Origin of the sequence: Niabella digestorum (genome assembly GCF_036409055.1) — a bacterium.
GTDB classification, from domain to species: domain Bacteria; phylum Bacteroidota; class Bacteroidia; order Chitinophagales; family Chitinophagaceae; genus Niabella; species Niabella composti.
On sequence record NZ_JAZGLY010000001.1, the window covers coordinates 483,205 to 497,121 of the forward strand.

The 13,917-nt window shown below is 41.5% G+C and carries 8 protein-coding genes; 3 read left to right on the plus strand and 5 right to left on the minus strand.

Annotated features, from left to right (window positions below; all coding sequences use genetic code 11):
* Window positions 1–128: 128 nt before the first annotated feature.
* Both V2H41_RS02090 and V2H41_RS02095 read right to left on the minus strand, forming a co-directional pair.
* Window positions 129–851, minus strand: a complete 723-nt coding sequence (locus tag V2H41_RS02090) for a C40 family peptidase (RefSeq protein WP_330973460.1) — start codon at window positions 849–851, stop codon at window positions 129–131.
* 162 nt (window positions 852–1,013) lie between these two features.
* Window positions 1,014–3,524, minus strand: coding sequence for a phosphocholine-specific phospholipase C (locus V2H41_RS02095; RefSeq protein ID WP_330973461.1), 2,511 nt, complete (start codon window positions 3,522–3,524; stop codon window positions 1,014–1,016).
* A 270-nt stretch (window positions 3,525–3,794) separates the two neighbouring features.
* Here V2H41_RS02095 and dnaE point away from each other — a divergent pair, with 270 nt between their 5' ends.
* The 3 genes from dnaE to V2H41_RS02110 are packed head-to-tail and all read left to right on the plus strand — an operon-like array spanning window position 3,795 to window position 8,572.
* A complete protein-coding gene (gene dnaE / locus V2H41_RS02100) occupies window positions 3,795–7,463 on the plus strand; it encodes a DNA polymerase III subunit alpha (RefSeq protein ID WP_330973462.1) in 3,669 nt (1,222 codons plus the stop codon).
* 17 nt (window positions 7,464–7,480) lie between these two features.
* Window positions 7,481–8,050, plus strand: a complete 570-nt coding sequence (locus tag V2H41_RS02105) for a thioredoxin family protein (RefSeq protein ID WP_330973463.1) — start codon at window positions 7,481–7,483, stop codon at window positions 8,048–8,050.
* 36 nt (window positions 8,051–8,086) lie between these two features.
* Window positions 8,087–8,572: a GNAT family N-acetyltransferase gene (locus tag V2H41_RS02110; RefSeq protein WP_330973464.1), complete on the plus strand. Its 486-nt coding sequence runs from the start codon at window positions 8,087–8,089 to the stop codon at window positions 8,570–8,572.
* An 18-nt stretch (window positions 8,573–8,590) separates the two neighbouring features.
* Here the strand turns inward: V2H41_RS02110 and mqo are convergent, their stop codons facing one another.
* The 3 genes from mqo to V2H41_RS02125 all read right to left on the minus strand — a co-directional run bounded on the left by mqo (window position 8,591) and on the right by V2H41_RS02125 (window position 13,883).
* The gene (gene mqo, locus V2H41_RS02115; RefSeq protein ID WP_330973465.1) at window positions 8,591–10,072 is read right to left on the minus strand and encodes a malate dehydrogenase (quinone); all 1,482 of its coding nucleotides are present in this window, start codon (window positions 10,070–10,072) and stop codon (window positions 8,591–8,593) included.
* Between the two features lie 404 nt (window positions 10,073–10,476).
* Complete coding sequence (locus V2H41_RS02120; protein WP_330973466.1) at window positions 10,477–12,360, minus strand: ABC-F family ATP-binding cassette domain-containing protein; 1,884 nt, start codon at window positions 12,358–12,360, stop codon at window positions 10,477–10,479.
* 188 nt (window positions 12,361–12,548) lie between these two features.
* Window positions 12,549–13,883, minus strand: a complete 1,335-nt coding sequence (locus V2H41_RS02125) for a phosphatase PAP2 family protein (RefSeq protein WP_330973467.1) — start codon at window positions 13,881–13,883, stop codon at window positions 12,549–12,551.
* Window positions 13,884–13,917: the final 34 nt, after the last annotated feature.

A 13,917-nucleotide genomic window follows, 5' to 3' on the forward strand; every position in this document is an offset into this window, starting at 1 on the left:
AACTAAATAGGTTAGGATATCGCATTGTATAATGATGGTAAAGTTAGTATACTCTCATATTGCACAAAAAAAATTCCGGGATATACCGGAATTTTTGGAATGGTTAATTGGATTGATAAGTTTTAAAGTTAGTTGGCTGCATAATAGCTGCTATCGGTCTGTATTCTTCTTGCTCCCAGATAACGTGCAGCATAATAAGATTCGTCCAGATCACTTACAATAACACCCCGTCCTCTGGACGCATGAACAAATTTGTTATTGGATAGATACATTCCTACGTGAGAGATGCCTCCCGTTGTGTTAAAAAATAGCAAATCGCCTTCTTTTAGTTCAGAAGTTCTAATGGGATTAGCGGCTCTATATTGTTCACGGGCTGTGCGGGGAAGTTCGATATTGAATACGCTTTTATATACTTCTCTTACAAATGCACTGCAATCAATACCGCTTTTGGTAGTGCCTCCGTATCGGTAACGGGTGCCGTACCAATCGTCAATTACTTCCAACAACCTGATATTGGTAAGAGTGTGGGGCAAAATATTCAACAACGAAGCGTATTTGAGTTGGATCTCTGTAGGAATTGTCAGCGTGTTTAATGTTGCTGTGGGATTGGCTTTTGGGAGTTCTACTTCCAAGGTTTCTTCATACGATTGTTCTGTATGCAGTACATTTTTACGATAAGAACTCTGACTATATGCCGAAAAAGCCTCCTGCTGTTGGCTCAGAAGTGCATCCTCGTCTGCAGGAGTATTAATTGCTTTCTTATTTATAAATTTAGTATGTAGTTGTAAGGGCATTGAGCAACTGGTCATAAACAACGTGACAACCAGCCCTCCTATCATTATTCTTAGCATAAAAGTCAATCCTTTGTATCAAGTCCTCGTAATAAAACGCATTTCCGTTGTACGGTTACTATAAACGTTGACTTGCTTATAATATTGCGAAAGGCTTAATTTTTTTATTTTATTTAATAAAATTTATTTTTTTTAATTTTTATCTAATATGTGCTAGTTTATTTAACAAGTATAAGGATCCGTTATGCTTTCTTCGCCGGTTTCCACATGCCCCGCAAAACGCTGTTGCATCTTATTTCTCGATTTTACGGTAAAATCGTACCAGCTATGAGATTTGGTAAGATTGAGAATAATGTTGACGGTTTTTCCGGCGGCCACTTTTTGTACAATAGGCGCATTGCCATAGGCATTATCAATAATTTCTACCACCTGTTCTGTGGTGCCTTCATTGGAAATAGATAACTCTACATTACCTGTAAGACGGCGTTGATGTTGGTAGCCACAGTGGATGGTAATCTGGGGATCCTGAGCATCCTGAGCATCACCAATGAATTCGCGATAGAAGCCATTGGGGCCGTACACTCGCAAATGATAAGCACCGGTTGCAAAATCTTCCAGTTTCCAACTGTCTTCCAATTTATAACCTGCCGCCACCGTATAATTCCAAGAACGGTTTACTTCATATTCTTGGGGATTCGCCAATGCTTTGTGTTTGCCCATTGCATAAACCCGGAACGGAGATCCGGCAGCACGTTCTCCGAAATATTTTTTGGAGGCTTCAAAATTAATCGAGAATGTTTTTTTATCCTTGCTCAAGCGGCCATTCACGTAGAGCTCATAAGGAATGGGGCAAGCCCGTTTGGTACCGGCTTCTTGCTTGGGCAACCAGGCGGAATAATTTCCTTTTTCTAGATCGGATTTATTGGTTTTTTTAAATCCGGCCGGTTCGGGAGTGAATTTTGCGTTATAGATGGTTTTAATAAATTCATCGCGGTCCACAAAATCTACCTTTTTATCATTTTCCTTATAGGCACTGAAAACGGAGGTAAGATCGCCGCTGATAGCTCTCCGCCATGGGTTGATACCTTCAAACCGGATATTTTTTTTGAATTTTTTACTGCAGAAGTATTCTAGGAATTGCAAAGTGGAGGTGTGCTCGAATAATTGAGAGTTTACTTTTCCACCGCGTGTCCAAGGGGATGCAATGATCATCGGCACTCTAAAACCTAGTCCCACAGGGGCTTCCCGTGCTTGGCCGGGTGGAATACCTTGTTTTACTTCGTTCTCAAAGCGCACATGTTCTATTTCGGTGTCTATTTCTGGAGCACATTTTCCTGTACCCGGCACTTTGTTGTCTGAAATAGAGAAAGGCGGTATATGATCGTAGTATCCGTCGTTTTCATCGTAAGTGATGATGAAAATGGTTTTACGCCATACCTCGGGATTTTGGGTGAGAATATCTAATATTTCCGAAATATACCAGGCTCCGTACCAGGGGGCACTGGGATGATCGGAAAACTTCTGGGGACCAGCTAGCCAAGATACGGTGGGTAGTTTGCCTTCTTTTACATCTTTACGGAACTGATAAAAGATGTCTCCGGCTGGTACTTCTAATTCACGTTCTTTACCGTTGTCGATGTATTTAAATTTGGTGAGTTTACGATAATTGGGGTCTCCGATATTAGTGGTAAAAGCTCTGCGGAATAGTTCTTTTTCTTTTTCGGAGAGTTTTTCAAAATTTTCTTTATTCCATTTGGCAAATTCTGCACGTGCATTATCCAGCGCTTTTTGTTTGTCGCGTATGGCAGCCTTATTTTTTTCTTCATCCATTTCACCAGGGCTTGCTTGTTGTAGGGCATTGATTTCCCCAGGAAGGGTTTCTATTTGGTTGATAAGGCTTTGTATGTATCGAGGGGTAAATTTTACATTATATGCCGCAAAAAACTCTAGTAAGTTACATCCGAAGTTGGCCAGCCAGGAGCGTTCTTCTCCTTTAAATCCGCCTCCACAGGAAATTTCGTTTTGATAGAATTTCCAATCGATATTGTTTTCTGTGAGCAGTTCAGGAAAGCTCTTCCAGCGCATTTTCGCATGACCGTAATCGGTATTTCGAATATTGGCTTTTTGCAGACCGTTTTCCTCACTCATAATATTGCCTGTCCAAAAAAAGGAGCGGTTAGGCGTGGTGCTGGTCATTGCCGAGCAGAAATTTTGGTCACAAATGGTAAAGGCATCTGCCAGCGCATAATAAAAGGGTATATCTTCCCGAGTGTAGTATCCCATAGTAAGGGGCATGGAAGCATATTTTTTGTTGCCCGATTTTTTGGCCAATAGCCACTTATCATATTTCCCCTGATTATGAGCATCTACCTGACTATGGCGTGAGTGCGGTAGATCTCCCATCCAAGTAATTTTAGAGTTTTTGATATCCAGTCGGAATGGGGCATAAATATCGCCGTGTTCATCGGTCTGAAACCAAACGGGATTATTATCGGGCAATGTAATGGCACGAGGGTCGTTAAAACCTCTTACACCTCTCAGCGTGCCGTAGCTATGGTCGAAGGCACGGTTTTCCTGCATTAGTATTACAATGTGCTCCGCATCCAAAAAGGTACTTCCTGGTGCGGGATCTATGGCAAGCGCTGCTTTAATCGAATCCGGTATAAAGGCAGAAACACCGGCCGCTCCCGAAAGCAGCATGGCTTTTTTAATAAAATCTCTTCTGGTATCCATGACAAGCGTTGTGATATTTTGTTATGAAAAAATAAATGTATTAAAAAATGGATAAAGGAGCTTTAAGTTTCATTGAAAAAAATTAAATTTTGTTGAATGGGCCAGAAAAAATTGTAGCAGAGAGAACTAATACCTTTTTTAACTGTTCCTCAATAACAAAAGTTGTTGTTGATATATAACACTTGGCGGCAGCGGAGGAAAACCAAAAGATATCACCGCCCGAATGGTTCAAAAAATGATATTATTGCAGAGCGCTAAAAAATATCCATAATGAAGTTTTCGCATTTGCACGTACATACACAATATTCACTACTGGACGGAGCAGCTTCCATCTCCAACCTGTATAAAAAAGCTATTGCCGACGGTATGCCTGCACTGGCTATCAGCGATCACGGTAATATGTTCGGCGTCTTCCAGTTTGTGGCAGAAGCTTACAAAAATTTAGACGATAACGGAAAGCCCAAGGTGAAACCTGTAGTGGGATGTGAGTTTTATCTGGTTGAAAACAGGCACGAAAAAATTTTTACCAAGGATAAAAAGGATAAAAGATATCATCAGATATTCTTAGCAAAGAACGAGCAGGGGTATAAAAGTTTAACCAAACTTACCTCACTCGGATTTATTGAAGGCTTGTACGGAAAATATCCTCGTATCGACAAGGAGCTGATTTTACAATATCATGAAGGATTGATTGCTACTACATGCTGCCTAGGGGCATCAGTACCACAGGCCATTTTGAGAAAAGGAGAGGAAGAAGCTGAAAAAGAATTTAAGTGGTGGCTGGATTTGTTTGGAGAGGACTATTATGTAGAGTTGCAAAGGCACGATATTCCCGATCAAGAAAAAGTAAATCAGGTGCTCTTAAAGTTTGCTGCTAAATACAATGTTCCCGTTATTGCCAGCAATGATGCACATTATGTCGATCGGGAAGATTTTAACGCGCATGATATTTTGCTGTGTATCAATACTGGTGAAAAGCAGTCTACACCTGCTTATCGGGGAGATTTCTCAGATGAGGAGGTGAACATGAAAAACATGCGCTTTGCTTTTGCAAATGACCAGTTCTATTTTAAGACCACACAGGAAATGACGGAACTCTTTCACGATATTCCTGAGGCTATTGATAATACCAATGCTATTGTGGATAAGGTAGAGCTATTGGATTTGAAGCGTAACATTCTGCTCCCCAACTTTCCTGTACCGGATGAATTTAAGATTCATAAACAGGATGAAAAAACGGACAAGGGAGTGGTATCGGCCGATTCGCTGAACCAATGGGAGTATCTGAAACATCTTACTTATGAAGGCGCTCAGAAACGCTATGGATCTTTAACGCCCGAAGTAAAGGAGCGTATCGACTTTGAACTGTTTACCATCAAAACCATGGGCTTTGCCGGTTACTTCCTTATCGTAAGTGACTTCATCAAAGCCGGTAGGGAGCAGGGGGTGTTTATAGGCCCAGGACGGGGTTCAGCAGCAGGTTCTGTAGTAGCCTATTGTATTGGTATTACTAATATCGACCCGATAAAGTATAATCTACTGTTTGAGCGTTTCCTCAACCCCGACCGTAAAAGCATGCCCGATATCGATACCGACTTTGATGATGAGGGTCGTCAGAAAGTAATTGATTATGTAGTACAGAAATACGGTAAAAACCAGGTGGCACAAATCATTACTTATGGTACCATGGCCGCTAAAATGAGTATCAAGGACGTGGCGCGCGTAATGGATTTGCCTTTGCCTGAATCGAATGCATTGGCGAAGCTGGTTCCCGAAAAACCGGGTATCAGTCTTAAACGTGTATTACATGCACCCTTAACTTCCAAAGACGGCGAGAAATCGCTGAGTGAAAAAGAAGGATTAGGCTCCGACGACCTAGAAAATGTAAAAAAACTCAGAGAAATATATAATAGCGATACCCTGCAGGGAAGGGTACTACACGAAGCCGAAATTTTGGAAGGCTCTGTACGGAATACAGGTATCCACGCTGCGGGTATTATCATTGCGCCCAAAGACCTTACTGAGTTGATGCCGGTGAGTACAGCTAAGGACTCTGATCTTTGGGTAACACAGATTGAAGGTAGTGTAATTGAAGAGGCCGGGGTAATTAAGATGGACTTCCTTGGGCTTAAAACCCTTACCATCATTAAAGATGCTCTGGAGATGATTAAATTGAACCACGGAGTGGATATCAATATTGATGCTATTCCGCTGGATGATGAAAAAACCTATAAACTATATCAAAGAGGCGAAACCAACGGTACATTCCAGTTCGAAAGTGCCGGTATGCAGAAATACTTGCGTGAGCTGAAGCCCGACCGCTTCGACGACCTTATTGCCATGAACGCCTTGTATCGTCCGGGTCCTATGGCGTATATTCCTAACTATATCGATCGTAAGCATGGCCGCGAAGAAGTGGTGTACGACTTGCCGGAGATGGAAGAATATTTGAAAGAAACCTATGGCATTACCGTTTACCAAGAGCAGGTGATGCTATTGAGTCAGAAACTGGCCGGCTTTAGTAAGGGTGATGCGGATGTACTGCGTAAGGCGATGGGTAAAAAACAAAAAGCCGTACTGGATAAGATGAAGAAACAGTTCATCGATGGTGCGGTGAAGAACGGGCATCCTATCGACGTACTGGAAAAAATTTGGTCCGACTGGGAAGCTTTTGCGCAATATGCGTTCAACAAGTCTCACTCTACCTGCTATGCTTTTGTGGCTTATCAGACAGCATACCTGAAAGCACACTATCCTAGCGAATACATGGCCGCTGTACTGAACCATGCGGGATCGTTAGAAAAAATCACCTTCTTTATGGAAGAGTGTAAGCGTATGGGACTAAAAGTGCTGGGACCGGATATCAACGAATCGAGAAAAGGGTTTACCGTAAATAAAAAAGGTGAAATTCGTTTTGGTCTCGGTGGATTGAAGGGGGTGGGAGAAGCTGCCGTGGAAAGCATTATTGAAGAACGGCAAAAAGGGCCCTATACCTCCATATTTGATTTGGTAAAACGTGTCAACCTTCGTACGGTAAATAAAAAAACCATGGAGAGCCTGGCCTATGCCGGTGCTTTCGATTGCTTTAAAGAAGTACACAGGGCACAGTATTTCTTTACTCCGCCGAATGATAATACCAACGGACTAGAGAAGATTATCAAGTATGGTCAGGTTTGTCAAACCCAGGCACAGACGCAGACCAATACATTGTTCGGTGACCTAGGCACATCAATGGAAATTGAGCCGCCCAAAATTCCGGATTGTTCCCCATGGCCTTTGGTGGTGCAGCTGGGTAAAGAGAAGGAGGTTACAGGCGTATTTATTAGTGGTCATCCCTTGGATGATTATCGATTTGAAATGGAGTATTACGGTATTACGCCCATTGCACATGTAAATGAATATAAACTGAAAGAACCGGAAGAAATAAAATCTTCCAAAGTTTTTCGAGTTATGGGATTGGTGAGCGACGCGCAACATCGTATCTCCAAAACAGGAAGCAAGTTCGGTAGTTTTGTGATCGAGGATTATAGCGGGAAACTTGAATTGATGCTGTTTTCGGAGGATTATATCAAGTTTGCTCAATTGCTACAGCCCGATAACATTGTATTTATCCAGGGTTACTATAAACAAAGATTTAACGGAGAGTTCGATTTTAAAATTTCCTCCATTTGTCTGGCCGAAAGTGTGAAGAAAAATTTTACCAAAGGCCTGACGATTCAGCTGCCTGCTGCTGATGTTACAAATGAGATGATACAATTCATGCATCAAAATCTTAGAGTTCACAGAGGTTCGGCGAAACTCACTTTTTCCATTGTTGATGAGGAAGATGGCTTGCAAATAGAGCTGTTGTCTAATGGAAAGGGGTTTGAGATGAACAATGAGCTGATTGAATTTTTGTCAAACCAAGTGAACTGGCAGATAAAAGTAGACTATAACTAAATTATTGAAGATCGTTTATGCGTGCATTGAACTGGAAGGAGTATGTGGACTATATGCAAGAAATTGTAAATGGACATTATACACAACCTCCATATGATAAACCGGATTATCATCATTACACAAAAATGAATGAAGCGCGTCAGAGGCGCTGGTTGAAAGCTAATCCTTTAACTCAAGAAACAGTTGCTGCAATCAAACAAATTAATACTCCTCAGCAGTGGGTAGTGATTACCGAACCTTGGTGTGGCGACGCTGCGCACATTGTACCGATTATTTATCTAATGAGCACATTAAATAATAAGATTACCTTATGGTTTCAGTTGCGTGACAGCGGCTCCGAAATTGATAAATATTTGACCAACGGCTCTCGATCCATACCCATCTTAATCGTACGTAATGCAGAAGGAGATGAACTGTTTTATTGGGGACCGCGTCCTAAGCAAGGGCAGGAGTTATATTTATCGTTAGCAGCTCGTAAAGCTTCCTTGGATGAAATGATTGTTACACTGCAGAACTATTACAATGCAGACAAATCCTTAAGTATTCAGCAAGAAATTGTGTCATTGTTATCTGCACATTTGCAGTAACAAGCATGCTATTTTGTTAACCTTTAAACCCACATTATGATTGCGATTAGAAAGTCCCGTCCCGAAGATGAAGATGCCATATGGGATATTATTCGAAAAGTAATTGCCAGTGGCGACACTTATGTATTTGATCCAAAATCCTCTAGAGAAGACATGCTAGCATTCTGGTGTAGCAAGGACAAACATACTTATGTGGCCACCATAGATGATCGAGTTGTAGGTACCTTTATCATTAAAGATAATCACCCTGGTCTAGGCTCACATATTGCCAATGCAGCTTACATGACCGCTCCGGAGGCGCGAGGATTAGGCGTAGGAAAAACTATGGGATTGTATTCTATAGAAGAAGCTCGTAAACTGGGATACAGAGCGATGCAATTTAATATTGTGGTTGCCAGCAATACCAATGCAGTCAACCTTTGGAAAAAAATCGGATTTGAAATTATAGGAGAAATTCCGGAGGCGTTTAATCACCAAACAAACGGGTATACCAACGCATATATCATGTACCGCAGGCTGTAACACCTGCGGTACTTTTTATTAGACATCCAGTTCCAGTACTTTACTGGTACGGGCTCTTACTTCAGCTAGTAGTTGAGGATTATCTTCCAGATTTTGACCGAAGGAAGGAATGATCTTCAGCAAGCGTTCCATATTGGCTTCTGCTCTATCGGGGAAACATCTTTGCAGGAGTCTCAGCATAATGGATACCGCGGTGGATGCTCCCGGGGATGCTCCCAGTAGTGCAGATAATGTGCCATCGGCAGAAGTTACGATTTCGGTTCCGAACTGCAGAGAGGGACCATTGTTTTCATCATTATGAATGACCTGTACTCTTTGACCTGCTTGCTGTAGTTTCCAGTCGGCCGGATTCGCTTCAGGATAGAAGCGTTTCAGTACTTCTATTCTTTCTTCAAAAGTGAGGCTTAATTGACGAATGAGATATTTCTCCAAATCGAGATTTTTAATGCCCACTTTGATGAGCGGAAAGATATTCCAATACTTAACGGTGCCAAATAAATCCCAGTAAGACCCCTCTTTCAGAAACTTTGTAGAGAAAGTGGCGAAAGGTCCAAACAGCAAGGCTTTTTTGCCATCGATCATACGGGCATCCAAATGCGGTACGCTCATAGGAGGTGCGCCCACTTCGGCTTGTCCGTATACTTTTGCGTGGTGTTTGTTACTAACATCGGGATTCTTGCACACGAGCCATTGTCCACCTACAGGAAAACCTCCGTATTTCTTGCCTTCTGGTATGTCGGATTTTTGAAGCAATTCCAGAGATCCGCCTCCTGCCCCGATGAACACGAATTTGGCTACTACATTGAATTTTTTTCCGGTATTCAGATCTTTTACCCTGAGCCGCCAGCGTTTATCTCTTTGTTGTTCGAGATTCCTTACTTCATGTTGTAAATGTAGATGCGCTTTACCGCTGCTTTGTAATGAACGGATAAGCGCGCCCGTAATGGCTCCAAAGTTTACGTCGGTACCCAGTGCAGAATAAGTGGCTGCAATTTTTTCGGAGGGATCACGCCCTTCCATGATTAAGGGGGCCCATTTCTTGATTACTTCAGGATCTTCGGTGTATTCCATATGCTGGAAAAGAGCGCTCCCCTGAAGGGCCTCATATCTTTTCCTCAAATAGGCTACATCTTTTTCACCTCTTACGAAGCTCATATGAGGAACCGAGCGAATAAAATCTTTGGGGTTAGCCAATTTTTCTTGTTCGATAAGATAGGCCCAAAACTGTTTTGAAACCTCGAATTGTTCCATAATGGAACGTGCCTTTTCTGTACGTACTACACCATTCTCATCTTCCGGAGTATAATTCAATTCGCATAATGCCGCATGGCCGGTTCCTGCATTATTCCATGCATCTGAGCTTTCTCCGGCTACATAGTTCAATCGTTCGAATATGTGAATGGATTTGTCGGAAGCAAACTGGTTGATAAGCATTCCTAGTGTGGCAGTCATAATTCCGCCACCAATCAGTGCAACATCTGTTTCTAATGTTTCTTTCATTGTTTTATAACCTATGTAATATATGACTTAACTGTTTCCACATTATGTTGAGGTGAAAACCTATTACTGATAGTTTCTGAAGGGGAAACGTCAGCCTTCGGATGTTGATACCTCTCTACGGTACAGGTTTTTATTGCTGTGAAATGTTTATAAACCTTGTTCATTTACAGTTCTGCACCATCCTGTCATAACATGTTATTTTAAAGAGCCCAATGAACAAAAACGACAGTTATACGGAAGTAATTGATTGATTTTGAAGATTCTGTTATCATCTTATCCGTATAGGGTCTGCGGGTAAATGTATATAAATGTTTTCAATTTTAAGATTCATATTAGGACGAATTTTCTTGTCTCCAAAACTGTTTTGTCACATGAAAGGCAGTGTTGATAAGGATTTCAAGGGATTAACCTTCGATGAGTTCGCTCAATTCCAACCAGCGCAATTCCTTCTCGTCTAACAGGGAGGTAATCTCTGCAATCCTTTCCGATAATTGTTGCAATGTCTCGTAAGGTAGGTTGCCTTGATGGAGTTGTTCGGTAATGGAATCTTTTTCCTGAGTAAGTGCTTCTATTTCTTTTCCCAATAGTTCAAACTCGCGTTTATCCTTAAAGGATACTTTCTTTCTCTTTTCAGAAGCAGGGGAGCCATGCTGAGCCGTTTTTGAAGTTGCCTGAACGGTACTAGCAACTTGTTTTTTAACCTCTTCTTCCAATCGGTATTGGGTATAGTTGCCGGGAAAATCTCTGATGACGCCATCCCCCTCAAAAACCAACAAATGGTCTACCAAGCGGTCCATAAAGTAGCGGTCGTGACTTACGATCAGCAGGCACCCCGGGAATTCCATTAGAAAATTTTCCAGCACACCCAACGTAGGAAGGTCAAGATCATTAGTAGGTTCGTCCAGTATTAAGAAATTAGGGTTTTTAAACAATACTGAAAGTAGATGCAGCCTGCGTTTTTCACCTCCACTTAATTTACTGATGTAGGAATATTGTTTTTCTGCATTAAACAGAAAGAGCTCTAAAAATTGTGCGGCACTTAAAGTACCACCTTTGGCTAGCGGAAAATTTTCTGCAATACTTTTTACAAATTCAATAACCCGCATGTCGTTTTTTAGCTCCAGCCCCTGCTGCGAGTAATTGCCAAATACAACTGTATCTCCGATGTTGATTTTACCACTGTCTGGAGGGGTGAGGCCTTGCAGGATATTGAGAAATGTAGACTTCCCCACACCATTTTTACCAACAACACCCACGCGCTCCCCTTTTTTAAAAGTATAATCGAAGCCTGCCAATATTTTTTTCTCGCCGAAAGATTTATACACTTTTTTCATCTCTACTACCTTACCTCCTAGGCGATTCATCTTCATTTGTAATTGCAACTGCTCATCTACAATTTTTTGCTTCGCCTTCTTCTCAATGCTATAGAAGTTCTCTTCTCTGCTGCGCGCCTTGGTGGTACGAGCCTTGGGTTGTCGGCGCATCCACTCCAATTCGCGGCGGTAAAGGTTTTTGGCCTTATCGATACTGGCTTGTTCGTTTTCTATCCGCTGTGCTTTTTTTTCTAGATAATTTTCATAATCTCCTTTATGTACATATAGATTGCCGCCATCCATTTCCCATATTTCGTTGCATACAGCATCGAGAAAATATCTGTCGTGCGTAACCAGTAAAAGCGTAAGATTTTCTTTATTAAGATAATGTTCCAGCCATTCTACCATCTCTACATCCAGATGGTTGGTAGGCTCGTCCATAATCAGTAGTATATGTTTATGCTCAAAACCGATATCAATAAGCGTTTTGGCTAATGCCACTCTCTTCTTTTGTCCACCACTGAGATGTTTCACTAAGGTGTCGAGCTGATGAATGTTGAGCTTGCCAAAAATCTGCTTCACTTTTGCCTCAAAATCCCATGCCTGCAATTCATCCATAGCCACAAGGGCTTCGGCTATGAGATCGGGATTATTACTTTCACTGGCCGATTCATACTTTTTAATGGCCTCTATGACCGGGCTGTTATGAAAGAAAATATTGTCTGCAATTGTTTTTTCAGGGTCTAAATCGGGCTCCTGTTCGAAAAGTACGATATCTACATCTTTATGAATCCATAGCTTTCCATTATCGGGTGTTTCCTTGCCTGCCAGTATTTTTAGTAAGGTAGACTTACCGGTTCCGTTGCGGGCTACAAGAGCAATTTTATCGCCTTCTTCAATGTGAAACGAGATATTGGAAAACAAAGGCTGGATGCCATAGCTTTTTTCTAAAGATTCCGCAGATACGTAATGCATGACTCAAATTATACTCAATCCTTCAATTATCAGTATTGATGAACACTGATTAATGCGCAAAGGTAGGTAGAATGTACAAAGCATATTGCAAATATTACCCTAATAAAAATCCCGGAAAGGTAATCTGAAGTAGTGATACTTTGCAAGATTCCGTTCCGGGAAATAGCTATTAATGCTGTGACGCTTAATTAGAAAAATGCAGTTAGTTTTAAACCTAATCCTACATAGTTCATTTTTTCCTTTGCCTGAGCATTGAGATTCTCGTCCATATCATCATCGGCAATGATATCATTGAAGGTATATTTTACCGTTGAGTTCATTCTATGATAATCTGCATATGCGGTTATCCCAATACGATTATTGAATTTATAGGTGAGCGTAGTGCCGCCTCCCCATCTGAAACCATTGGAAGGTTTGTAATCTGCAATTTCGAGTTCATTAGTGGGAGTATCGATAAGATCGCTTTTAATGAAAATCTTACCGCTAGCGCCACTAGAATAGCCCATGGAACCTTTTACCATAAGCTGCAACCTGTCGCTGAGTGAATGCGAAAAGTAGGGGCCTACACTGAAATTGAGAAACCCTAACGATTGTGTTACGATATCATAAGTTTCAGGTTCATCATCTAATTCAAAGGACACTCCTTTCACTGGGAAACTGGTGAAGGAGAATGTACCACCCAACCCCCAGTTCTTTGTGAAGAAATAGGCTCCTTCTATTCCGGCCTCTAAGCCTGTTTCTTTCTTATCATCTAATTCAGATTCCTTCAGGAAATTGGTAGTAGATAATGCTGTACCTACTTTCAAGGATAAGAAGGAGGGTTTGTCACTGGTTCTATCTTTATACCCTAAGTAGTCGCCTTTGTTTTTATATATCTTGTCGATAAAGAAATAACCCAGTTCGGAAGACAAAATCCCAATTCCTGCACCGGCCAGCACGTCCGAAATCCAGTGTCTATTATTAAGGTTACGACCAAGAGCTGTAAAGGTAGCAGCACTATAAGCCCCGATACTGTAAGCCGGATTTACGAGTCCGTATTCTTTATGTAGGAAGGATGCATTGTTAAAGGCATTGGCTGTATGGCCAGAGGGGAATGAATTTTTTGTAGAACCATCGGGCCTTTCCACTTTAGCCGTATACTTAATAGAGTTTACAATAATAGCCATAATGGCAGCACTACTGGCATAGGATAAGGTGGCTCTTCCCAGATTATTCCGTCCTTTAACGCCGGCAAACTTTAAACCAAATACGGTTGCTGCGGGAACGTATTGTAAATAGTCGTCATAATGTCTTCGGAAGGTGGGTATATAGCGGTTTCTTAACTCGCGAATTTTTTCTCTGTCATTCCATGTTGCAGCAGATGCCCCGAAAAGAATTGTTGGCGCCACTGCTTTTTTTACCCAATCTCTTTGAAAGAAGGTAGGATGGTCGGAGGAAAAATTATTTGCAAGCGTGGAGTCTTGAGTTTGTGCTTTTAGCAAAAGAGGGGCGAGAAGTGGGACGATGAATAATCGTTTAGTCATAATTGTTTGTTTTGATTGATAATGAGCGATAAAA